The organism is Burkholderia sp. HI2761, from assembly GCF_002223355.1.
Classification (GTDB): Bacteria; Pseudomonadota; Gammaproteobacteria; order Burkholderiales; family Burkholderiaceae; genus Burkholderia.
Genome location: NZ_NKFN01000007.1, coordinates 2,582,007 through 2,603,796, shown reverse-complemented (window position 1 = coordinate 2,603,796; position 21,790 = coordinate 2,582,007). Strand labels below are relative to the sequence as shown.

The following is a 21,790-nucleotide window of genomic DNA, read 5'->3' as shown; positions in this document are numbered from 1 at the left end:
ACGAAACCAGCCATGCACTACGCAATCCACGAAGGCACCTTCGAACTGCCGGACGCGGCGCTTGATCGCACGGTCAACATCCTCGTGATGAACGCCGGCCCCGGCGGCCTCAACCTCGTGATCGCCCGTGGGCGGTTGCGCGACGGCGAAGGTATCGATGCGTTTGTCGCCCGCGAATGGGAAGTGGCGTCGCGCGATGCCAAAATGCTCACCGAGAAGGCGCGCCGGCGCGTAACGGTGGCCGGCCGTTCTGGCATCCAGATCGACTCCACTCACGAGCGGGACGGCAGGCTCTGGCATCAGGTGCAGACCATGTTTGCGTCGGACGACGCTGGCCGCGTGCTGGTGATGACGTTGACCAGCGCGGCGCCGCTGACCGAAGAGCAGCAGGCGATCGCCGACCGTATGCTTGCCAGCTTCCAGCCGCGCGCGGCTCGACCGACCCTGCTTGGGACGGGTGACGCGTCGTGAGCGCGGAAAACTTCGCGGCCGCGCGCTTCGAAGATCCGATCCAGCACACGTCGTTCCTCGGTGAGCTTGTCGGCACGGTCGGATCGGTGGTCGGCGGCGCCATCGTCGGTGCATTGGTGGCGGAGGCGATGGAGGGATTGGTGTTCGCCGGTCTCGCTGCGCTCGAGATCGGCACGGCAGGGTTGGCGACGCCGCTGGTGATTGCGATCGGCGTAGGGGTGGCGGTCGGCTCGGGCGCGCTGATGGAAGCGAGCGGGATGAACGACGCCATCGACGACGGCGCGAAGGCTCTGGCCAATTCGATCGTGCCGCCCGAGATCAAAGGCAAGATCGCGAGCGGGTCGGGGAACGTTTACGTCAACAACAAGCCGGCGGCGCGGGCGGCGAAGCCGGGAGATCTCGATACCGTCGCGTGCACGGATCATCCTGGGCCGCAGATGATCGCCGATGGGTCGGGGAGCGTTTATATCAACGATCATCCGGCTGCGCGGGTTGGCGACAAGACGACTTGCGACGGGACGATTGCCGAAGGATCCGATAACGTTTTCATCGGCGGCGGCACGCAGCGGGTGCGGGACGTGAAGTCGGCGACCCGGCTCGGATGGCTGGGCGCGGCGCTGGGTATTGCGCTCGCGGTTTGCGGCCGCGGGAAGATGAGCTGGGGGCAGTTTCTGAAGAGCAAGGCACCTTGCCTCGCGATCAATTTTGCAGCCGGTGCCTTCGGTACGTGGCTCGGCAGTTTGGCGAGACCGTCCGCGGGCCACCCGGTCAATGTCGTTACTGGCGGCAAGATTCTCGACGGTACGGACGATACCGACTTCGCATTGCCCGGGCCGCTGCCGATCGTGTGGCGGCGCTTTTACAGCAGTCACGATGATCGTGCTGACAGCCTGTTCGGAACGGGCTGGAGCGTGCCGATCAGCGTTGAGCTGCAGCTTGCGCGTGAGCATGGCGTGCTCACGTCGATTACGTATTGGGACGAGCAGGGGCGCGACATCGTGTTCCCGGCCGTGCCGCCGGGCGAGAGCCATTTCAGCGTTCCCGAAGGCATTTATCTGATCTGTACCGCCGGCGGCCACTACGTGGTTGAGACGGTCGACGGTTTGTATCGCGATTTCGGCCGTGCTCGTAGCGATGCGGACAACGAGACGCTCAAGCTGTGGCGTCTCGAGGATCGCAACGGTAACTGGATCGAGGTGGAGCAAGAAGCGGCTGGTGAGGTTGTGCGGCCGGCCCGGCTGCATGACAGCGCTGGTCGCATGCTGACGCTGGTCTACGATCGATCGCAGCCGCGACGCATTGCCACGATCGAACTGACTCGTGGCGTGGACGGTGAGCAACCCGATACGCTGGTGCATTACGCGTACAACGATGCCGGCGAGTTGGTCGCCGTTACCGATCGCAGTGGCCATACCGGGCGACGATTCGCGTATGAACACGGACTGATGGTTCAGCACACGTTGCGCGGCGGCCTGCAGTGCTTTTATGGATGGCAGGGCGCGGGCCGCGACGCGCGTGTCGTGCGTCACTGGACCGACGACGGTGAGGCGTACACGTTCAACGCGAATCTTGCGCAGCGTTCGGTGACGATCACCGATCAGATCGGTCGCGTTACGCAGTGGACGTGGAACGAGGATCAGCAGCCGACCAGCCATACGGATGCCGAAGGCCATGTTTGGCGGTTCGAGTGGAATGCGATGCGGCAGTTGGTCAGTACGACCGATCCGGCCGGGCATACGACCCGCTTCGAATATGACGAGCGGGGGCGTCAGACGCAGCGTATCGATGCGCTGGGCCAGGTCGAGCGGACCGAATGGAACGCATACTACGACCTGCCTGTTGCGGAAACCGATCCGGCGAATTCGCGCTGGATCTACCGCTACGACGATCGCGGCAACCTGACGATGACGCGCGATCCGACGGGATTCGCGACCGAGTATCACCGGGATGAGCGCGGGTTGGTGCACACGATCCGCGATGCGCGTGGCGGGTACAAGTTCCTCGAATGGAATGGTCGTGCGCAGTTGACGGCGTACACCGATTGTTCCGGCAAAGTCACGCGGTTCGGTTATGACGCACGTGGCGCGCTCGCGCGTGTGACCGATGCGGCGGGCCAGTCCACCGTGTATGAAGCGGATGCGATGGGGCGGGTCACGGCGATTGGGACAGCCGATGGTGCTCGTCAGACGTTCCGATACGATGCGGCCGGGCGGCTTGTCGAGGTCGTCGATGCGAACCAGCGCAGCACGCGCTACGAACTCAATCCGCGTGGATTGCTGCTGTCCCGCACGGATGCGGCTGATCGTGTCGTGCGGTTCGGTTACGACGATGCGTTTCGGCTGGCGAGTCTGACCAATGAGAACCGCGAGACCTATCGCTTTCAGTATGACCGCCGCGATTTGCTGGTCGAGGAAGTCGGCCTCGATGGCCATAAACGCGGATACGAATATGACGCGTGTTGCCATGGCACGATCGTGCGGGGCGGACAGCTCGAGACTCGGTTCGAGCGTGACGCCATCGGGCGCCTGACGGCGAAGCAAGTCGCGCGTGAACGTTGCGAATATCTGTACGACAAGGCAAACCGAATCGCGTCGGCCGAGCTCCATACGCTAACTGCACGCGGTCCGTCGCTGAAGAATCGGGTCAATCTGAAATACGACGCGCGTGGAAATGTACTTGAGGAATACACGCCGACCGGTTGGCTCGCACACACATACGACGAGCTCGGCAACCGCGTCAGCACCACGATCTCGGGCGAGCGTACGATCGACTGGCTGCATTACGGCTCGGGACACGTACACCAGATTCGTGTCGACGGCGCTGCAGTTGCCGACATGGAACGCGATGATCTGCATCGGGAGGTACTACGAACGCAGGGCAAGCTGATCAGTCATTTCGGATATGACGCGGTTGGCCGTCGTGCGCGGCATGCTGCGCAGCGAGGCCGGGCGGCTGACAATCTGCTTGCGAAGCAGTGGCAATACGATGCAGCGGGCGACGTGATCCAGAAGCGAGATCAGCGTCATGGCACGACGAGCTATCAATATGACCCGACTGGTCGCATTGAACAGGCGGCGGGACCGGGGTTGCCGTCTGAAGTGTTTCGCTGGGACGCGGCGGCCAACCTGGTGTCGAGCGATCACCCCGGTGGATACGTCGAGCACAACCGGCTCAAGATGTTCGAGGACAAGCGCTTCGAGTACGACTCGTATGGACGATTGGTTCGCAAGCTGTGCGGCCACGGACCTGCCAAAGAGCTGGTTCTTGAATACGACGACTGGAGCCAGTTGAAGACCGTCGTGACGAAGGACCGCCTTGGCATCGCGACGACGCATTTCGAATACGACGCGTTCGGCCGGCGTATCCGCAAGCTAAATGGTGGTTACGCCAGTACGGATTTCCTGTGGGACGGCATGCGGCTCGTGCAGGAAACGTATCACGACCGTCAGGGCGAGGAAGCGCTGACGTACTTGTATGAGGCCAACAGCTACGTGCCGCTTGCACGGATTGATCAGGGCAAGCCGGCGGCTAACGATGCCAATGCACGGGACGCGGTCTACTATTTTCACAACGACGTTTCGGGGCTACCGGAGGAACTGACCGACGCCGACGGCGAGTTGATCTGGCAGGCTCGATACAAGGTTTGGGGTAACGCGGTGCAGGAGGAGTGGATCGCGCGGGCGTCAACCCGGCCGCAGCCAGCTTGGGGAGATGTTCAAGCGGCCGCACCAACGTCGACTCACGTGCCACGACCGCAGAATTTGCGTTTCCAAGGACAATATCTTGATCGCGAGACCGGGCTGCATTACAACACTTTCCGGTTCTACGATCCTGATATCGGGCGCTTCATCAACCCGGATCCGATCGGCTTGCTGGGAGGGACGAACCTCTATCGGTACGCTGCCAATCCGTTGGTGTGGATCGATCCGTGGGGTTGGGCATGCGGCGAACTTAGCGGTAAAGCACAGGAAGTTCACAATTTGGCGGGTGGCGGGGATGTGCGCTCAATACGGAATTCAACGGTATCAATCGTCGAAGCCAAGGTAGATGGCAAGCCACAACTATTTGCGGCGGGAAGTGGGGGACGGTTAAGTCCGGCACAACGGCAGGCACTTATGAAGATGGGCGTGCCAGAAGAAAACATCTTCTATGGTAAGAAGTCTATCGATGGCTTTGACAAGCTCGAAAACCATGCGGAGCGAATTATATTGCGTAATCTGCCTGAAGGTGCCGAAGTTAGTCGCTGGGGTATCTCTTGGGGCGGACTGCAACGAAATGCATCGTGTCCATCATGCCAGCCACATGTGGACCAAGCTGGTGGGATTTTTGATTAGGAGATGAGTATGTTAGATATCGAGGCGCATAAAAAATATCTCGAATCAGTTCTCGTTGGCGGGAAGCTCGATACCCTTGCCCGTTTTGGCGTGTGGTGCTGTTTTGGTCTTGCCCATGATGAGTCAATCTTCGAATTCCTTGCGAAGCAAGCAGGGGGAACAAGTACTCAAATCAAGCAACAAGTAGATAATTACTTGGGTCAGGTTTGGAATGGGAACGAAAATTCCAATCCGTTAAGCGATCTGGAGAAAGTTGATTGGGATCCTGATGCAATCGGAATGGAAGATGAAGCTGCGGCACAGGGGGCGACAGATTTGCTGGCAGGTCTGTCGTTTTTGGCAAAATGGTGCGCTGAACATAAGATCGAGAGGCTGGTTGCATGTGCCGAGGTTTTGATAAATCGAATCGACTACTTGGAGAGTTTTGAGATGATTGACGGGCATGTTCCGAATCCAGTAGATCATGAGATGAACGCGCAGAAGGATTTTTCCCGTGAACTAGTTGCAGGAGCGTTGGCTGATGGTGACAAGGTGAAATATCACGAGTGGTTGTTCAATCTTGGCACCCCATGAATCGTGAGCTCTACGAGCGAACGTGCAAACGATAGACCTGTTGATCGACCATAATAAAATCGTAGTTCGATCGAGGTCATACGATGAGGGTTTGACTCAATGGAGAACGTGCAACATTGATCAGGATGCAGTGTTGCACGCCGACTGCTTCATTTTCGATCCGCTTCCGGACGATGCATTCGATGCAAAAGTGTAGTTGCAGGTGGCGGACAGGTTCGAGATGGGACGAGCGGGCCACACGGTGCATTGTTGCAGGGATGCTTACCTTAGGGGCGAAAATGAGGTCATCCTCCACATGGTAGGATCAGGCACAGTTTCCACATGTCTATGGATTGAGAACAATGATGACAGATGCATACGGTGTGCGTCGGATCAAGGGCGATATTGTTGAAGCGATTTGCAAGAATCACTTTGCGGCGATGGGCTTTCAGATCGAGAGCGCAGGCGTGGAGCATTTCGCAACAAAGTTTGCTAATCGGTCTTCGCAGATGCGTGGCAATGCAGGTGGTAGCAACGTCAGCAAGATTCAGAACTACATTGGCCATCTACCGGATCTGCTGATTGGTCACGAGTCGTACGATCATCATTTCGTCGAGGCGAAATTTCGCGACAACATCTCAATCGAAGACTTCGCAAGGGAACTGCTGTGGGACTACCGCAAGCAGATCTTTGGGCGAGACTTCGATAGTGACACTTTTGGCACGATTACGCCGATGCAGTGGAAAGCGGAGACACATGCATATCACTTGCACAAGGACGATCGGGCACATCTTGCTAAGTTCATGGACATCTTGGTGCGAGGAGGGATCGACTCGTCATTGATCAGGGTGCCAGTGATGTTCTACGTCGTCATCAAGGAAAACAGGAAATTTTCCCTGTTCTTGATCCGCTTCAACGATGAGGACGGATGTTTCGAGATCCATCAGGCAGGTAAGGCTAACGAGATTGCTGCCGAGGATGTGGCCACCAAAGATTTCTTCGATCGCTTCGATAAATCTTATGCGGAAGTCGTTGCACCTGTCTTGCGTGAGGTGTTTTCGGCTGAGATCGATGAGATCGCACCGCCGCAGCTAGAGGCAACGAACACGGTACCGGTAGACTCCATTCTTGGCATCTGTTTGCGTGCGGCGCTCACTCTGAAGGAGAAGCAGCGGCACGGCGTCTATTTCGGCGAGCTGCTGAAACATCCCCCGATCGCGTCCTGGTTGCAAGACAAAAAGTTGCCAATCAACAAGGAAAACTTGCGGGTCGAGTTGGAGAAGTGCGGCATCGATGCAACGCCGACGACCTTTGAACTGGATGGCGAAAAGATTGATCTGAGTATCCGTACTTACGGCACGGAGTTCGACTTCTACATGAAGTGATCTTTTCGAATTATCCGTTTTTTCGCAACATAACAAAGATGACGCGAAGGGCTGCTTGCGGACTATGGGCAGGCTGCCGCGCTGCGCGAAATCGCGCAGCGAGCCGGGCAGGGCAGTCGCAATCGGCCGCCCCAACGCATCACCAGGCGATATTGCAAGACGACCGCGACGTCCTCGCACCGCCAGTAGCCGTGCAATGCGTACCCGCGCCGTTGTCGTAGAACGTACGCGTCTCCGGTTGCGGCGCCGACGGATCGAACGGATTCGGTGTACCGCGCGGACCACGCGCGGCATCGTACGGCCGCGTCGGCGTATACGAGCCGCCAACACCAGCCGGCCGCGAGCCGTTATCTCGCAGGTACTCGTTCCAGTTCTGCTCGCGCTGTTCATGTCCGGACAACGCGCGACCAAAACTGTCACTGCCACCCGCACCGAGCGCAACGCGGTTCGATGGCAATACAAACTCGGGTTCGTGTTCGGAAGAAGGCTGCGGCTCAAGCGTCTCGCCCGACACACGCACCGGCCGCGTATCCGGCGTATCGAACGGACTCCGCTCCACCGGCGCGACGTACTGCACGCGGTGTCGGCTCATACGTGCGGCATGCCCATCATCACGCACAGCAGCACGACGTTCCGAGCGAAACACATTGGCACCGGCCGACCGATCGGTCAGCGTATCGGGTCCTGAAGCGCCAGCGACGGAAACAGAAAACGCGCACGCAATCGCGGCGGCGGAAGACAAGCAGAAGGGATGATTCATCAGCGATCCAAAGCGGGTGATGTGCATTGAAAAAAAACGGCAGATCACTGGCTGGCGGCTGGACGACGGACGGGCGTCGAAGCGGCCCTGAGGCGACTGCGAAGCGCGGCGGGCGCGGCTCGCAGGAAGGCTGGCTGGATTGCAGAGGCGAATTCGTATTATTTCATGAAAATAACAACTAGCTTCCAAATGTCTAGATCTGTCAGCAAGTAGAAGGATTGCCGCCTCGCCCGAGCGCCCCGTGTTGGTGCTTGCCGGCTCAATCATCAGTCGATTGAATTTCAATGATCGAACCCTTAGCAAACCAAAAACATGCCGCACGCAATCAGCGATTGCCGAACCCAAGGCGTAGCAAGGCAGACAGCCAAACCGGCACCCACCATAGCAACCCAATTGCACCACCAGCAAACGTTGTCGCCCACTTCCGGTTGCGCCACCGTCGCCACCGCACCACCCGCAAAACCTACGTGTTTTCCCTCAGTCGACAGGCATTTTTGACAGACAATTTAAAAACGCCCATATAATTTCGACTGCCTTGCCAACGGCTGTCGGACCACCCCTCCGATCAAGCGGTTTGGCAAGCGGGGCAGGCGAAACGCTTGCGCAATGCAAGACGCATCACGATGTCTTTCCGAACCAGACGTCCCCCTTCGGGGACTGCAAGAGCCGGGCCCCGCTACGCAACATTCCGCCGGAGTTCCGTCTTCTATGTGTCTCGGGCGTGTCCCATGTCCTCGCCCCGGGTGCTGTTCGATTGCGCAAGTCATGCCGCCTTTGCCCGTATGACTAAACAACATCGAGGAGCTCCCAGATGACGCTGTCCCGTCTTACGTCCATTTCCGTCGCCGCCGTGCTGTTCGCCGCGGGCGCCGCCGCCGCGCAAGCGGAAACCGTGAAGATCGCCATCGCTGGTCCGATGAGCGGCTCGGTCGCCCAATACGGCGACATGGTGAAGGCCGGCGCGCTGACCGCGATCGAACAGATCAATGCTGCAGGCGGTGCGGGCGGCAACAAGTTCGAAGTCGTGCTGATGGATGACGCGTGCGAACCGAAGCAGGCCGTCGCCGTCGCCAACAAGATCGTCAGCCAGAAGATCAAGTACGTGATCGGCCACGTGTGCTCGGGTTCGACGATTCCCGCGTCGGACATCTACGAGAATGAAGGCATCGTGATGGTCACGCCGTCGGCCACCGCGCCGCAGCTGACCGAAGGCAAGAAGCGCCACTTCATCTTCCGCACGATCGGTCGCGACGATCAGCAAGGCCCGGCCGCCGCGCACTACATCATCAACAACGTGAAGCCGAAGAAGGTCGCGGTGCTGCACGACAAGCAGTCGTACGGCCAGGGCATCGCATCGTCGGTGAAGAAGGACCTCGAAGCCGCGAAGATCCCGGTCGTGCTGTTCGAAGGCATCAACGCCGGCGATTCGGACTACTCGGCGATCATCACGAAGCTGAAGTCGCAAGGCGTCGATTTCGTCTACTTCGGCGGCTACCACCCGGAAATGGGCCTGCTGATGCGCCAGGCGCGCGAGCAGGGCGTGAAGGCGACGTTCATGGGCCCCGAAGGCGTGGGCAACAAGGACGTGACGGCGATCGCCGGCCCGGCTTCGGAAGGTATGCTGGTCACGCTGCCGGCCGACTTCTCGGCCGATCCGGCCAACGCGGCGCTCGTGAAGGCGTTCGCGGACAAGAAGCGCGACCCGAACGGCCCGTTCCAGATGCCGTCGTACGCAGCGGTGAAGATCATCGCCGACGCGATCGCCGGAGCGAAGACGACCGATCCGACCAAGGTCGCCGCGTACATGCACAAGACGACGTTCGACACGCCGATCGGCAAGGTGTCGTATGACGCGCAGGGCGACCTGAAGGCGTTCAAGTTCGTCGTGTACACGTGGCACAAGGACGCGACGAAGACCGCCGCCAAGTAATACGGAGTACCCGCCTCGCGCACCCGCTCTGCCCGTCACCCGGGCGGAGCGCGTGCGCATTTGGCCGCGCATTCCCCGTGCGCGGCCAAAGAGGGCGGCCCGAGACGACACCGTGCGTTGCGCGCGGCCGCAGCCGTGATCCGGCGCGGCAAGCGACGCGGCGCCAACGGGAGCTTCCCGCACATGACTGACTTCTTTCCGCAATTCGCCCAGCAGCTGGTCAACGGCCTGACGCTGGGTGCGATCTATGCGTTGATCGCCATCGGCTATTCGATGGTCTACGGCATCATCGGCATGATCAACTTCGCCCACGGCGAGATCTACATGATCGGCGCATACGTGGGCCTCGTGACCCTCACGGCCATCGGCATCTCCGCCGGCTATCCGCTGCCGCTCGTGCTCGGCGCGGCACTGATCGTGTCGGTGATCGTCACGGGCCTGTACGGCTTCGCGGTCGAGCGCGTCGCGTATCGGCCGCTGCGCGGCGGCCCGCGCCTCGTGCCGCTGATCTCCGCGATCGGCATGTCGATCTTCCTGCAGAACTACGTGCAGATCGGCCAGGGCGCGCGCGACGTGTCCGTGCCGGTGCTGATCTCCGGCGCGTTCGAGATCCATCTCGGCGGCGACTTCGACGTGACGATTCCGTATGCGCGCCTGTTGATCGTCTGCGTGACGCTGGTACTGATGATCGCGCTCACGCTGTTCATTTCGCATTCGCGGATGGGCCGTGCGTGCCGCGCGTGCGCCGAGGACATGAAGATGGCGAACCTGCTCGGCATCGACACGAACCGCGTGATCTCGTTCACGTTCGTGCTCGGCGCGATGCTGGCGGCCGTCGGCGGCGTGCTGATCGGGCTGACGATCGGCAAGCTGAATCCGTATATCGGCTTCGTCGCGGGCATCAAGGCGTTCACCGCCGCGGTGCTCGGCGGGATCGGCAGCATCCCGGGCGCGATGCTCGGCGGCGTGCTGCTCGGCCTTGCGGAAACCTTCGCCGCGGGCTACATGCCGGCCGAGTACAAGGACGTGGTCGCGTTCGGCCTGCTCGTGCTGATCCTGCTCTTCCGCCCGACCGGCCTGCTCGGCAAGTCGGACATCGAAAAGGTTTGAGGGAGACGCAGATGAGTCAAGTCATTTCCGTTCGCCGCCCGGCCGCCGACGCTTCGTTCGGCCAGGCGCTGAAGAATGCGGTGGCCGCCGCGGTCCTGACGGCGATCCTCACGATCCCGGTGCTCGGGCTGCAACTGAAGCTCGACGGCTACCAGGTGGTGCTGACGCCGCACTGGCGCCCGGTATGGATCGCGGTCGCGGCCGTGTTCCTGTTCCAGTTGTTCAAGCCGTGGCTGATGCGCGCGAAAGCGGCCGTGAAGCTGCCGGCGGCGCCCGCGATGGGCGCGCGGCAGCAGCGCGCGATCATCTGGGTGCTGCTCGCGGTCGGCCTCGTGTGGCCGTTCTTCGGCTCGCGCGGTGCGGTGGACGTCGCGACGCTCGCGCTGATCTACGTGATCCTCGGCCTCGGCCTGAACATCGTGGTCGGTTTCGCGGGGCTGCTCGATCTCGGCTATGTCGGGTTCTATGCGGTCGGCGGCTATACGTACGCGATGCTGAACCAGTATTTCGGGCTGTCGTTCTGGGAATGCCTGCCGATCGCGGCGGTCGCGGCGGCGACGTTCGGCTTTCTGCTCGGCTTCCCGGTGCTGCGCCTGCGTGGCGACTATCTTGCGATCGTCACGCTCGGCTTCGGCGAAATCATTCGCCTGCTCGCGAACAACCTGACGAGCCTCACCGGCGGCCCGGACGGCATCTCGAGCATTCCGAAGCCGACGGTGTTCGGCTTCGAGATGGCGCGCTCGGCGAGCGTCGAAGGCGCGAAGACCTTCCATGAACTGATCGGGCTGGAATACAGCGGCGAGCACATGGTGATCTTCCTGTACCTGATCGCGCTGCTGCTGGTGGGCTTCACGCTGTTCGTGACGAGCCGCCTGATCCGCATGCCGATGGGCCGCGCGTGGGAAGCGCTGCGCGACGACGAGATCGCGTGCCGTTCGCTGGGTCTGAACCCGACGCGCATCAAGCTGTCTGCGTTCACGCTCGGCGCGGCGTTCGCGGGTATCGGCGGCGCGTTCTTCGCGGCACGTCAGGGCCTCGTGAACCCTGAATCGTTCACCTTCATCGAATCGGCGCTGATCCTCGCGATCGTCGTGCTCGGCGGGATGGGCTCGCAGCTCGGCGTGATTCTCGCGGCGATCCTGCTGACCGTGCTGCCGGAAGTCGCGCGCGGCTTCGCCGAGTACCGGATGCTGATCTTCGGTCTGGTGATGGTGTTGATGATGATGTGGCGTCCGCAGGGCCTGCTGCCCGCGAGCCGTCCCCATGTGGAGCTGCCGCAATGAGCGCGAATGCAGAACTGTTGAAGGTCGCCGGGCTGCAGATGCGCTTCGGCGGGTTGCTCGCGGTGGACGGCATCGATTTCGATGTGCGCCGCGACGAGGTGTTCGCGATCATCGGGCCGAACGGCGCGGGCAAGACCACGGTGTTCAATTGCGTCGGCGGCTTCTACAAGCCGACCGGTGGCGACGTCGTGCTCGACGGCCACGCGATCGCCGGGCTGCCGAGCCACAAGATCGCGTTGAAGGGCCTCGTGCGGACGTTCCAGAACATCCGCCTGTTCAAGTCGCTGACCGTCGTCGAGAACCTGCTCGTCGCGCAGCATCGCCAGGTGAAGGCGGGGCTGCTGCACGGCCTGTTCGCGACGCCCGCGTATCGCCACGCCGAGAAGGAAGCGCTCGAACGCGCGGCCGTGTGGCTCGACCGGATGGGGCTGACGGCGGTGGCCAACCGGCCGGCGGGCACGCTGTCGTACGGGCACCAGCGGCGTCTGGAGATCGCGCGCTGCATGATCACCGAGCCGCGCCTCTTGATGCTCGACGAGCCGGCCGCCGGCCTCAACCCGCAGGAAAAGATCGAACTGCAGCACCTGATCGACAAGCTGCGCCGGGAATTCGGCGTGTCGGTGCTGCTGATCGAGCACGACATGAGCCTCGTGATGGGCGTGTCCGACCGCATCCTCGTGATGGAGCACGGCCGGCCGATCGTGATCGGCACGCCGGAAGCGGTCCGCAACGACCCGCGCGTGATCAAGGCGTATCTGGGGGAAGAGTGATGCTGAAGCTGGAACAGGTCCATACGCACTACGGCGCGGTCGAGGCGCTCGCGGGCGTGTCGATCGAGGTGAACAAGGGCGAGATCGTCACGCTGATCGGCAGCAACGGCGCCGGCAAGACGACGCTGATGATGACGGTATGCGGTACGCCGCGCGCATCGTCGGGCCGCGTGCTGTTCGAGGGCAACGACATCACCGCGATGTCGACGCACCAGATCATGCGGCAGGGGATGGCGATCTCGCCGGAAGGGCGGCGCGTGTTCCCGAGCCTGACGGTGCTCGAGAACCTGAAGATGGGCGGCTTCTTCGCGAGCCGTCACGAGATCGACGACGGCATCGAGCATGTGTTCAAGCTGTTTCCGCGCCTGAAGGAACGCGCGGCGCAGCGGGCCGGCACGATGTCGGGCGGCGAGCAGCAGATGCTGGCGATCGGCCGCGCGCTGATGAGCAAGCCGCGTCTGCTGCTGCTCGACGAACCGACGCTCGGCCTCGCGCCGCTCGTGATCGCGCAGATCTTCGACATCATCCGCACGATCCGCGACGAAGGCGTCACGGTGTTCCTCGTCGAGCAGAACGCGAACAAGGCGCTCGGCGTGGCCGATCGCGGCTACGTGCTCGAAACGGGGCGCGTGGTGCTGGCCGACACGGGCGCGAACCTGCTCGCGAACGACCGGATCAAGCAGGCTTATCTGGGCGGTTGATGGGGGAAAGCCGCCGGCCTGCAATGGGCCAGCGGCTTGCGGCATCCTTCCTGGATGCTTCGGGACGACAGCCGCAAGGCCCGTTTTGCAGGAAATCTGTAGCCGATTTGGCTTCGATCGTAGTCAAATTGACTACATCTTCGCGCTGCGGAGGAAACCGATGAAGGTCAAACGAATCGTCGCCAATATCGACACGCAATCAGTCGACGACGCGAAGCGTTTCTATCAGCAGATCTTCGGCCTCGACCTGCTGATGGACCACGGCTGGATCGCGACCTACGGCAACGCCGAGCAGATGGACGTGCAGATCAGCTTCGCGTCGCAGGGCGGGTCGGGCACGCCGACACCCGACTTGTCGATCGAAGTCGACGATGTCGATGAAGCGCTCGCGCGCGTTCATGCGGCAGGCGTGCCCGTCGAATACGGCCCGGCCGACGAGCCCTGGGGCGTGCGGCGATTTTACGTGCGCGACCCGTTCGGCAAGCTCGTCAACGTGCTCGCGCATCGCTGAGCAGCATCGGCGAGCGGGGCACGCCGGCGTTCACGCATGCAACGCCAGCCCCTTCACCGCCTTGTCCACGGCCTTCTTCGGCCCGTGCAGCGCGAGGCCGACCAGATCCAGATTTGCTGCATCCTCCGCGCGAAACACCTCGCGGTTGGCCGCATCGTGCCCGGTCGAAAACATCGCGCGCACGTAGGGCACGATCGTCAGTTCCCGCGACAGCGCCTGCCGGTGCGCGGCCTGCAATCCATTCAAGTCGGCCGCGAACACCAGCATCGGCTGGCCGAGCATCCGGCCGTAGCGGCGCCCGGCCGCATCCTCGTAAGGCTCGCCCAGTGCGTCTGGCGCACCGGCCGCGACGCCCGTCGCGAGAAACGCGACGACGTTGAGTTTTTGCCACGCTGCGAGATCGTCGCGCACGATCAGCGCTACTTTGGTATCGAACATGCTTGCTCCCGGTTGAAGCGCCCATGATCGGATGTCGCGCGCGATCAGTCTGGAACGTTTGTGCAGAGTTGCCGGTACGCGGCCGGCGTGATCCGGTACGCGCGGCGGAACCAGCGGCCGAGGTGGCTCTGGTCGGCGAAGCCGACGTCGGCGGCTGCCTGCGCGGGCGTGCGGCCGGCGGCCAGCAGCCTTCGTGCGGCGCGCAGCCGCAAGCGCACGAGGTACGCGTGCGGCGACGTGCCGAACGCGCGCTGGAACATCCGCGTCAGCCGGAACCGGTCGATGCCGGCGACGCTCGCGAGTTCGTCGAGGCCGATGTTGCCGTCCATGTGTTCGTGCAGCAGGTCGCGCACGCGCGCGATCGCGGGCGGCACGACGCCGCCTTCCAGCGCGAGCGGGCCGCCCAGCTGGCTGCCGAGCCGCATCAGCAGGCGGTCGAGCGTCTGGTCGCGCGCGAGCCGGCCTTCGTTGTCGTGGATCGCGAAGAAGGCGTTCCGGATCGCCTCGACGAGGTCGCGATCGTCGACGAGCGTGTGGCCGAACGTGGCTTCGACGCCGCCCAGGCCCGGCAGGTCGAGCCGGCGCGCGGCGCGCTCGACCCACGCCTGCGGCAGGTACAGCATCCCGTACGTGAAGCCGCCGGCTTCGGGCGCGTGGCCGTCGTGCATCGTGCCCGGCTCGATCAGGATCGCGCGGCCCGGCACGCTGGTATGCAGCGAACGGTGACACTGGAAGCGTTGCACGCCTTGTTCGGTGAAGCCGACCAGCATGTCGTCGTGGTCGTGCGCATCGTACGCATGGCCGTTGAAATGCGCGTGCAGGCTTTCGATGCCGGTTTCCGCATCGCGGTGTGCGACGAGCCAGTGGTCCGTCGTGCCGGTTCGGGGCGTCGCGGTCGTCATCGAGTGCCTCGCACGTCGTCATTGCCTGACGGGAGGGGTACGGGGGCGGCGAGGCGAGGGTGGCGGGTGCGGTTCATGGTTCGATCGGTTCGACCGCCGCCTGTTCGTCGCGTGCGTATTGCGCGGGCGGCCGGCCGACATGCCGCGTGAATGCGACGCTGAAGGTGCTCGCGGAGCTGTAGCCGACGCGCGCCGCGATTTCCGCGATGCGGCCTTCGTTGCGGCGGAGCAGATCCTTCGCCAGCGCCATGCGCCACGTGAGCAGGTATTCCATCGGCGCGACGCCGACCGCACGGCTGAAGCGCTCGAAGAAGGTCGAGCGCGACAGCGCCGCTTCCTTCGCGAGCTCGACGATCGTCCACGGATGCGACGGGCGCGCGTGCATTGCGCGGAGCGCGGCCGCGAGACGGCTGTCGGCGAGCCCGCGCACGATGCCGGGCGATGCGTGCGTGCCGGCCGTGAATCGCAACGCCTCGATCAGCAGCACTTCCATCAGCCGCGACAGCACGATCTCGCGCGCGGGCCGCTGCGCGCGCGACTCGTCGCGCACCAGTTGCACGAGCGTGGTCAGCCGCGGATCGCCGCGCACGTGCACGACCCGCGGCAGGAGCGACACCAGCAATGCCGCGTCGGGCGAACCGAAGCTGCAGTTGCCCAGCATCATGCGCGTGTCGACCGGGTTGCCGGGATCGCCCACCCGGTATTCGCCGGTGTCGAGCGCCACCGGCGGTGCGGATTCGACGCCCGGCGGCGGCGGTTCGAGGCTCGATGTCGCGATGCCGTACGCCGCCGGAATCAGCACGAAATCGCCGGCCCGCAATTCGATCGGCGCGTGCCCGTCGATCGCGATCCGGCACCCGCCGTCGAGAACGACGCAATAGAACGGCTCGCCGGCGACCGTGCGACGCACGAGCCACGGGCTCGCACCGTGAACGGACTTGGAGTGCCGCGCAGCCGGTTGCAGCAGTGTCACGACTTCGGTGAGCGGGTCGATCATCGCCGGACTCTCGCAAAAGAAAAGCGGATTTTCGATTGTAGCGAATACGGGCCCGGCCATCTATCGTACGAACACTTGCTCAACACAACCCGTCAGGAGTTCGCATGAAGACCGTATTGATCACCGGCTGTTCCTCCGGCTTCGGCCTCGAGATCGCGCGCCATTTCCTGGCGCACGACTGGCAGGTCGTCGCGACGATGCGCACGCCGCGCGAGGACGTGCTGCCGCCGTCGGAGCGCTTGCGCGTGCTGCCGCTGGACGTGACGAACACGGACAGCATTCGCGCCGCGATCGACGCAGCCGGCCCGATCGACGTGCTCGTCAACAACGCGGGTTTCGGCGCGGCCGCGCCGGCCGAGCTGGCGCCGCTCGATACGGTGCGCGCGCTGTTCGAGACCAACGCGATCGGCACGATGGCGGTGACGCAGGCGGTGCTGCCGCAGTTTCGGCAGCGCGGGGCCGGCGTGGTCGTGAACGTCACGTCGAGCGTCACGCTGAAGGCGCTGCCGCTGGTCAGCGCGTACCGCGCCACCAAGGCGGCGGTCAATGCGTACACCGAATCGATGGCGGCCGAACTCGAACCGTTCGGCGTGCGCGTGCATCTCGTGTTGCCGGGCCGCGCGCCCGACACACGCTTCGCCGAGAACGCGCGCGCGAACATGCACGGCTTCGAGCACGAAGCGTATGCGGAATTTGTCGAGAAGGCCTTCGCGCGCATGCTCGATGCGTCCGCACCGATTACCCATGCGCAGGACGTCGCCGACGCCGTATGGCGCGCGGCAACCGATCCGTCGAGCCCGCTGCGCATCCCTGCCGGCGCGGATGCCGAAGCATGGGCGGCCGAAGCGCGCTGATCGATCCGGAATACGAAACATCAACGCGTCGCGCCGGAACTTCGAACCGGCGCGACGGATCGCGTGACGCGAGAACGGGGCGGCCGCGTGCCGCTACAGCGCGCGCGTGATCGCCTGCTCCAGCAGCGACAGGCCGAGGTCGATCTCTTCCTCGCTGACGGTCAGCGGCGGCGCGATCCGGAACACGCCGCCCATGCCGGGCAACTGCACGATGTTCATGCTGAGCCCGAGGTTCATGCACTCGCGCGTGATTTTCGCGCCGAGCCCGTCCGCCGGCTCCTTGGTGCGGCGATCCTTGACGATCTCGACGCCGAGCAGCAGCCCGCGCCCGCGTACGTCGCCGATGCAGTCGAAGCGCTCCATCAGGTCGAGCAGGCCGCGCCGCAGCCGGTCGCCCATCGTGTTGGCGCGTGCGACGAGGCCGTCGCGCTGCACGACGTCGAGCACGCGCAGGCCGACCGCCGCCGGCAGCGGGTCGGACACGTGCGTCGTATAGAACAGGTAGCCGAGCGCGTGCGCGCGTTCCTCGATGGCCGCCGACGTCACGATGGCCGCGAGCGGCAGCCCGGCGCCGAGCGTCTTCGACAGCGTCAGGATGTCGGGCGTCACGCCGTCGCGCTGGCACGCGAACATCGTGCCGGTGCGGCCGACGCCCGTCTGCGCCTCGTCGAGGATCAGCAGCATGCCGCGTTCCTCACACTTGCGCTTGAGCGCGGCCATATAGCCTTCAGGCAATTCGATGATCCCGCCCGAACTGAGGATCGGCTCCGCGATGAACGCGGCGAGGTTGCCGCTCGACTGCCGGTCGATCAGGTCGAATGCGTAGTCGAGTTCGGCGAGCGGGTCGTAGACGCCGTTGCGCTCGAAGCGCGGCCGGTACGCGAACGGCGCCGGAATCGCGAACGAGCCGACCGATGCCGGGCCGACGCCCTTGCGGCCGGCGCTGTACGTGGCCGACGCGGCGGCGCCCGTCATCCCGTGCCACGACTGCGCGAAGCCGACGATCTCGTACTTGCCGGTGACGAGCTTCGCCATCCGGATCGCCGCCTCGTTCGATTCCGCGCCGGTGCTGAGCAGCAGCGCGCGATCGAGCCCGGCGGGCGTGATGTCGGCGAGGCGCGTCGCGAGATCGACGACCGGCCGCGACAGCATGCCGCTGAACAGGTGGTCGAGCTTGCCCGCGTATTCGCTGACGACGGACACGATCTCCGGATGGCTGTGTCCGAGCACCGCGCTCATCTGGCCCGACGTGAAATCGAGGATCGCGCGGCCGTCGGCATCGTAGACGAAGCTGCCTTTCGCGCGCTCGATGATCATCGGCTCGAACGTGCCGCCGTAGCGGACCAGGTGCTGCCTGGCATTGCGCCAGAAGGTTGCGTCGTCGTTCAGGGACATCGGGCGTCTCCGGACAAAAGGGCAGGGATCGCTTGCAGTCTAGGCGCGCGTCTGGTTTGATGGAAACGAATAGTTCTAATGCAAGGTAGAAAAGGAGCTAATACCTTGGGGCTTTCGCTCGAAATCGACCTTCTGCGCTCGTTCGTCGTGATCGCCGAGGTGCGCGCGCTGAGCCGCGCGGCCGCGCGCGTCGGCCGCACGCAATCCGCACTCAGCCAGCAAATGAAGCGGCTCGAAGAGACCGTCGACCAGCCGCTGTTCCAGCGCACCGGCCGTGGCGTGGTGCTGACGCATCCGGGCGAGCGGCTGCTCGTGCATGCGCAGCGCATCCTGCGGCTGCACGACGAGGCAATGGCCGACCTGTGTGGCACGGGGCTGTCGGGGACGATCCGGTTCGGGTGCCCGGACGATTACGCGGAGGTATGGCTGCCGTCGCTGCTGCGGCAGTTTTCGAGCCAGCATCCGCAGGCGATCGTCGAAGTCGTCTGCGGGCCGACGCCGCGGCTCGTCGAACAACTGGAGAAGCGTGCGGTCGATCTGGCGATGATTTCGCTGCCGGACGATGGCGCGACCGACGACATCATCCGCCGCGAGCAACTGGTCTGGATCGGCTATCCGGGGCTCGAACCCGCGCATTTCGATCCGTTGCCGCTCGCGTTGTCCGATCGCGATACGCTCGATCACCTCGCGGCCTGCGACGCGTTGAATCGCGCCGGCCGCGACTACCGCGTCGCGTATGCGAGCAGCAGTCTCGCCGGGCTGATCGCGCTGGTGCGCTCGGGGCAGGCGTTCGCGGTGATGACGCAGACGGCCGTGCCGGCCGACCTCGCGATCGTGAACGGCGATCCGCGCTTGCCGCCGTTGCCGGCGGTGGGCATTACGCTGAGGTTCGACCGGAAGCGGCCGTCGCATCTGACGACAGCATTCGCCGACCATATCCGGCAAACGCTGCCGTTGCTTTGAGGAGCGACGCGAATCGGTCGATCATCGACGAGGCCGACACCGGCGTGCGGCCCGGTATCTCCGCCGCCGCATCGCGTCGCATCACGCGCGGCTCAACTGCGGCTCAACTGCGGCTCAACTGCGGCTCAACCGCCGCGCAGCCAGCAATGCGACCGCGAGCAGCACCGCGACATACGCGGCGACGCTCGCCCACGCGCCGCGTTGCCAGAACGCGCCGCCGACCGAGCCGAGCACGCTCGAGCCGACATAGTAGGCGAGCAGATACAGCGAAGCCGCATGCCCTTTCGCGGCGCCCGCGAGCGCGCCGACCCAGCCGCTCGCGACCGAATGGGCGACGAAGAAGCCGATCGTCACGAGCACGATGCCGACGACGATCGCGGCGAGCGAGTGCGACAGCGTCAGTGCGAGGCCCGCCGCGAAGACGACGATGCCGCTGACCAGCACCGGCGCCCGCCCGAGACGATCGGCGAGCGCGCCGGCGCTCGATGACGACACCATCCCGAACAGGTACGCGCCGAAGATCAGCCCGCATGCGGTCGGGCTCAGGTTGAACGGCGCCGCCATGAGTCGGAACCCGGCGTAGTTGTAGATCGTCACGAACGCGCCCATCACCAGGAAGCCGATCGCGAACACGAACGGCAGGCGTGCGTGACGCAGTTGCGCGTGCCACAGCCCCAGGTGGTGACGCAGCGTCAGGTCGGTGCGCTTCACGAAGCGTCGCGAGGCCGGCAGCAGCATCACGAACGCGAGCGCCGCGAGCAGGTCGACGACGCCGATCGACAGCATCGCCGTTCGCCACGAGAAGTGCTCCTCGAGCGCGCTCATGCCGATCCGTCCGATCATGCCGCCGAACGCGGTTCCGCCGACATAGAGCCCCATCGAGAAACCGAGCCCGTCGGCGGCGATTTCTTCCGCGAGATAGGCCATCGCCACCGCCGGCACGCCGCCCAGCGCGAAGCCTTCGAGCGCACGCCAGACCAGCAGCAGGTGCCAGTTCGGCGACAGCGCGGCGAGCATGTTGAACAGCGCGGCCAGCGTCATCGACACGAACATCAGCCCGCGCCGGCCGACCCGTTCGGACAGCGCGCCGGCACACAGGATCGACACCGCGAGCATCCCGGTCGACAGCGACAGCGAGAGCGAACTCGACGCCGCGCCGACGTTGAACTCGCGTGCGAACGCGGGAAGCAGCGGCTGCACGCAGTACAGCAGCGAGAAAGTGGAAAAGCCGGCGAGGAAAAGCGCGAACGCGATGCGCTTGTAGGCGGCCGAGCGCGGGGACACGCCGGCCGGCAGCGCATCGTCGGATGCGGATGGTTGGGTGCCGGGCATGGAGCGGGAAATCGAAGCGGAGGACATGGATGCACTCGATGTGCGACGGAATACGTGAATTCTTGCGCACCGTCATATATATGTCCAATATATGAAAGAAACCGCAGCAATATGTTTTAACACTGGCTGACAGGCCAGCCCCGACTCACCGCGAGGTCAGGTCACGAATGGAACTTCGGCATCTGCGCTACTTTCTGGCCGTCGCGGCCGCATCGAATTTCACGAAGGCCGCCGAAACGCTCGGCATCGGCCAGCCGCCGTTGAGCCAGCAGATCAAGGCGCTCGAGAACGAACTCGGCGTGGAGCTGTTCAAGCGGACCGCGCGCGGCGCCGAATTGACGCTGGCGGGCGAGGTCTTCGCGGAAGAGGCGCGACGCGTGCTGGACGATGCCGAGCGCGCGGCGCGGGCAGCAAGGCGCGCCGCGCGCGGGGAAACCGGCCATCTGCGGGTCGGTTTCACCGGGACGGCCGCGTTCAATCCGAAAGTGTCGGATCTGATTCGCCGCTTTCGGGAGGCGTTTCCGGATGCCGAGCTGACGTTGCAGGAGGCGACGTCGGGCGTCCTGCTGGAGGCGCTGGAGGCCGGACGTCTCGACGTCGCGATCGTGCGGCCCGAGCGCCGCGTCGCCGCGACGCTGCGGGTATCCGACTGGGACGAGGAGCCGATGTTCGTCGCGCTGCCCGTCGCGCATCGGCTGGCGCAGCGCCGGCGCATCGATCTGGCGGAGCTGGCCGACGAGTCGTTCGTGCAGGTGCCGCGCGCGGCCGGCGGCGCGCTTTTCGACGACATCGTCGCTGCGTGCCAGGCCGCCGGGTTCGAGCCGCGCATGGCGCAACCGGCGCCGCAGATCGCGTCCGCGGTGACGCTGGTGGCGGCCGGGCTCGGCGTGTCGGTCGTGCCGAAAGCGATTACGCAGGTGCAGGTGCCCGGGGTCGTGTACCGGCCGTTCTCGGGTAACCGGTTTCGCGCCAGGCTGGCCATCGCGTCGCGCTGCGACGAGCCGTCCGCGGTGGTGCGGAATTTTCTGTTGCTGGCGTAGCTGGCAACAAAAAACCCGCGCAGCCATATGCTGTCGCGGGTTTCAGATCATGCTCGGAATGC

19 protein-coding genes are annotated in these 21,790 nt (G+C 64.1%); 13 read left to right on the top strand and 6 right to left on the bottom strand.

Features of this window, described 5'->3' with window-relative positions:
- Positions 1 to 12: 12 nt before the first annotated feature.
- The 4 genes from CFB46_RS29410 (at position 13) to CFB46_RS29390 (ending at position 6,742) form a co-directional block, all read left to right on the top strand.
- Positions 13 to 471, top strand: coding sequence for a DcrB-related protein (locus tag CFB46_RS29410; RefSeq protein WP_089502164.1), 459 nt, complete (start codon positions 13 to 15; stop codon positions 469 to 471).
- A complete protein-coding gene (locus CFB46_RS29405; protein ID WP_234015384.1) occupies positions 468 to 4,805 on the top strand; it encodes an RHS repeat-associated core domain-containing protein in 4,338 nt (1,445 codons plus the stop codon). The genes CFB46_RS29410 and CFB46_RS29405 overlap by 4 nt, the downstream gene beginning before the upstream one ends.
- Positions 4,806 to 4,814: 9 nt before the next feature.
- Positions 4,815 to 5,378: a hypothetical protein gene (locus CFB46_RS35595; protein WP_143751677.1), complete on the top strand. Its 564-nt coding sequence runs from the start codon at positions 4,815 to 4,817 to the stop codon at positions 5,376 to 5,378.
- Between the two features lie 341 nt (positions 5,379 to 5,719).
- Entirely contained in the window at positions 5,720 to 6,742 is a 1,023-nt protein-coding gene (locus tag CFB46_RS29390) for a hypothetical protein (protein WP_089502162.1), read from the top strand.
- A gap of 139 nt (positions 6,743 to 6,881) precedes the next feature.
- Here CFB46_RS29390 and CFB46_RS29385 read toward each other — a convergent pair whose 3' ends face one another.
- Positions 6,882 to 7,529, bottom strand: a complete 648-nt coding sequence (locus CFB46_RS29385) for a hypothetical protein (RefSeq protein ID WP_089502413.1) — start codon at positions 7,527 to 7,529, stop codon at positions 6,882 to 6,884.
- A gap of 784 nt (positions 7,530 to 8,313) precedes the next feature.
- Here CFB46_RS29385 and CFB46_RS29380 point away from each other — a divergent pair.
- From CFB46_RS29380 to CFB46_RS29355, 6 genes are all read left to right on the top strand, one after another.
- Positions 8,314 to 9,432, top strand: coding sequence for a branched-chain amino acid ABC transporter substrate-binding protein (locus tag CFB46_RS29380; RefSeq protein WP_027781249.1), 1,119 nt, complete (start codon positions 8,314 to 8,316; stop codon positions 9,430 to 9,432).
- Between the two features lie 183 nt (positions 9,433 to 9,615).
- Positions 9,616 to 10,542, top strand: coding sequence for a high-affinity branched-chain amino acid ABC transporter permease LivH (gene livH / locus CFB46_RS29375; protein ID WP_006749488.1), 927 nt, complete (start codon positions 9,616 to 9,618; stop codon positions 10,540 to 10,542).
- Between the two features lie 11 nt (positions 10,543 to 10,553).
- Positions 10,554 to 11,825, top strand: coding sequence for a high-affinity branched-chain amino acid ABC transporter permease LivM (locus CFB46_RS29370; RefSeq protein WP_089502161.1), 1,272 nt, complete (start codon positions 10,554 to 10,556; stop codon positions 11,823 to 11,825).
- Positions 11,822 to 12,595: a high-affinity branched-chain amino acid ABC transporter ATP-binding protein LivG gene (gene livG, locus CFB46_RS29365; RefSeq protein WP_089502160.1), complete on the top strand. Its 774-nt coding sequence runs from the start codon at positions 11,822 to 11,824 to the stop codon at positions 12,593 to 12,595. Before CFB46_RS29370 ends, livG begins: the two co-directional genes overlap by 4 nt.
- Entirely contained in the window at positions 12,595 to 13,296 is a 702-nt protein-coding gene (locus CFB46_RS29360; RefSeq protein WP_006484776.1) for an ABC transporter ATP-binding protein, read from the top strand. Before livG ends, CFB46_RS29360 begins: the two co-directional genes overlap by 1 nt.
- Before the next feature lie 160 nt (positions 13,297 to 13,456).
- The gene (locus CFB46_RS29355; RefSeq protein ID WP_027781246.1) at positions 13,457 to 13,807 is read left to right on the top strand and encodes a VOC family protein; all 351 of its coding nucleotides are present in this window, start codon (positions 13,457 to 13,459) and stop codon (positions 13,805 to 13,807) included.
- A gap of 30 nt (positions 13,808 to 13,837) precedes the next feature.
- Here CFB46_RS29355 and CFB46_RS29350 read toward each other — a convergent pair whose 3' ends face one another.
- The 3 genes from CFB46_RS29350 to CFB46_RS29340 form a co-directional block, all read right to left on the bottom strand.
- Positions 13,838 to 14,245 (bottom strand): DUF2000 domain-containing protein, encoded by a 408-nt coding sequence (locus tag CFB46_RS29350; protein WP_027781245.1) that lies wholly within the window; start codon positions 14,243 to 14,245, stop codon positions 13,838 to 13,840.
- A gap of 44 nt (positions 14,246 to 14,289) precedes the next feature.
- Positions 14,290 to 15,147 (bottom strand): AraC family transcriptional regulator, encoded by an 858-nt coding sequence (locus CFB46_RS29345; protein ID WP_089502159.1) that lies wholly within the window; start codon positions 15,145 to 15,147, stop codon positions 14,290 to 14,292.
- A gap of 73 nt (positions 15,148 to 15,220) precedes the next feature.
- A complete protein-coding gene (locus CFB46_RS29340) occupies positions 15,221 to 16,204 on the bottom strand; it encodes an AraC family transcriptional regulator (protein ID WP_089502158.1) in 984 nt (327 codons plus the stop codon).
- 44 nt (positions 16,205 to 16,248) lie between these two features.
- Here CFB46_RS29340 and CFB46_RS29335 point away from each other — a divergent pair, with 44 nt between their 5' ends.
- The gene (locus CFB46_RS29335) at positions 16,249 to 16,998 is read left to right on the top strand and encodes an SDR family oxidoreductase (protein ID WP_027781242.1); all 750 of its coding nucleotides are present in this window, start codon (positions 16,249 to 16,251) and stop codon (positions 16,996 to 16,998) included.
- A gap of 93 nt (positions 16,999 to 17,091) precedes the next feature.
- Here CFB46_RS29335 and CFB46_RS29330 read toward each other — a convergent pair whose 3' ends face one another.
- Positions 17,092 to 18,393, bottom strand: coding sequence for an aspartate aminotransferase family protein (locus CFB46_RS29330; RefSeq protein ID WP_089502157.1), 1,302 nt, complete (start codon positions 18,391 to 18,393; stop codon positions 17,092 to 17,094).
- Between the two features lie 78 nt (positions 18,394 to 18,471).
- Between CFB46_RS29330 and CFB46_RS29325 the strand changes: the two genes are divergently transcribed.
- Complete coding sequence (locus CFB46_RS29325; RefSeq protein WP_089502156.1) at positions 18,472 to 19,356, top strand: LysR family transcriptional regulator; 885 nt, start codon at positions 18,472 to 18,474, stop codon at positions 19,354 to 19,356.
- A 114-nt stretch (positions 19,357 to 19,470) separates the two neighbouring features.
- Here CFB46_RS29325 and CFB46_RS29320 read toward each other — a convergent pair whose 3' ends face one another.
- The gene (locus tag CFB46_RS29320) at positions 19,471 to 20,715 is read right to left on the bottom strand and encodes an MFS transporter (RefSeq protein WP_089502155.1); all 1,245 of its coding nucleotides are present in this window, start codon (positions 20,713 to 20,715) and stop codon (positions 19,471 to 19,473) included.
- A gap of 140 nt (positions 20,716 to 20,855) precedes the next feature.
- Here CFB46_RS29320 and CFB46_RS29315 point away from each other — a divergent pair, with 140 nt between their 5' ends.
- A complete protein-coding gene (locus tag CFB46_RS29315; protein WP_089502154.1) occupies positions 20,856 to 21,728 on the top strand; it encodes a LysR family transcriptional regulator in 873 nt (290 codons plus the stop codon).
- Positions 21,729 to 21,790 lie beyond the last annotated feature (62 nt).

Excerpts from the sequence above, each read along its gene's own strand:
- CFB46_RS29410 (WP_089502164.1), top strand. The coding sequence starts at position 13 with ATGCACTACGCAATCCACGAAGGCACCTTCGAACTGCCGGACGCGGCG.
- CFB46_RS35595 (WP_143751677.1), top strand. The coding sequence starts at position 4,815 with ATGTTAGATATCGAGGCGCATAAAAAATATCTCGAATCAGTTCTCGTT.
- CFB46_RS29390 (WP_089502162.1), top strand. The coding sequence starts at position 5,720 with ATGATGACAGATGCATACGGTGTGCGTCGGATCAAGGGCGATATTGTT.
- CFB46_RS29385 (WP_089502413.1), bottom strand. The coding sequence starts at position 7,529 with ATGCACATCACCCGCTTTGGATCGCTGATGAATCATCCCTTCTGCTTG.
- CFB46_RS29380 (WP_027781249.1), top strand. The coding sequence starts at position 8,314 with ATGACGCTGTCCCGTCTTACGTCCATTTCCGTCGCCGCCGTGCTGTTC.
- livH (WP_006749488.1), top strand. The coding sequence starts at position 9,616 with ATGACTGACTTCTTTCCGCAATTCGCCCAGCAGCTGGTCAACGGCCTG.
- CFB46_RS29370 (WP_089502161.1), top strand. The coding sequence starts at position 10,554 with ATGAGTCAAGTCATTTCCGTTCGCCGCCCGGCCGCCGACGCTTCGTTC.
- livG (WP_089502160.1), top strand. The coding sequence starts at position 11,822 with ATGAGCGCGAATGCAGAACTGTTGAAGGTCGCCGGGCTGCAGATGCGC.
- CFB46_RS29360 (WP_006484776.1), top strand. The coding sequence starts at position 12,595 with ATGCTGAAGCTGGAACAGGTCCATACGCACTACGGCGCGGTCGAGGCG.
- CFB46_RS29355 (WP_027781246.1), top strand. The coding sequence starts at position 13,457 with ATGAAGGTCAAACGAATCGTCGCCAATATCGACACGCAATCAGTCGAC.
- CFB46_RS29350 (WP_027781245.1), bottom strand. The coding sequence starts at position 14,245 with ATGTTCGATACCAAAGTAGCGCTGATCGTGCGCGACGATCTCGCAGCG.
- CFB46_RS29345 (WP_089502159.1), bottom strand. The coding sequence starts at position 15,147 with ATGACGACCGCGACGCCCCGAACCGGCACGACGGACCACTGGCTCGTC.
- CFB46_RS29340 (WP_089502158.1), bottom strand. The coding sequence starts at position 16,204 with ATGGCCGGGCCCGTATTCGCTACAATCGAAAATCCGCTTTTCTTTTGC.
- CFB46_RS29335 (WP_027781242.1), top strand. The coding sequence starts at position 16,249 with ATGAAGACCGTATTGATCACCGGCTGTTCCTCCGGCTTCGGCCTCGAG.
- CFB46_RS29330 (WP_089502157.1), bottom strand. The coding sequence starts at position 18,393 with ATGTCCCTGAACGACGACGCAACCTTCTGGCGCAATGCCAGGCAGCAC.
- CFB46_RS29325 (WP_089502156.1), top strand. The coding sequence starts at position 18,472 with ATGCAAGGTAGAAAAGGAGCTAATACCTTGGGGCTTTCGCTCGAAATC.
- CFB46_RS29320 (WP_089502155.1), bottom strand. The coding sequence starts at position 20,715 with ATGTCCTCCGCTTCGATTTCCCGCTCCATGCCCGGCACCCAACCATCC.
- CFB46_RS29315 (WP_089502154.1), top strand. The coding sequence starts at position 20,856 with ATGGAACTTCGGCATCTGCGCTACTTTCTGGCCGTCGCGGCCGCATCG.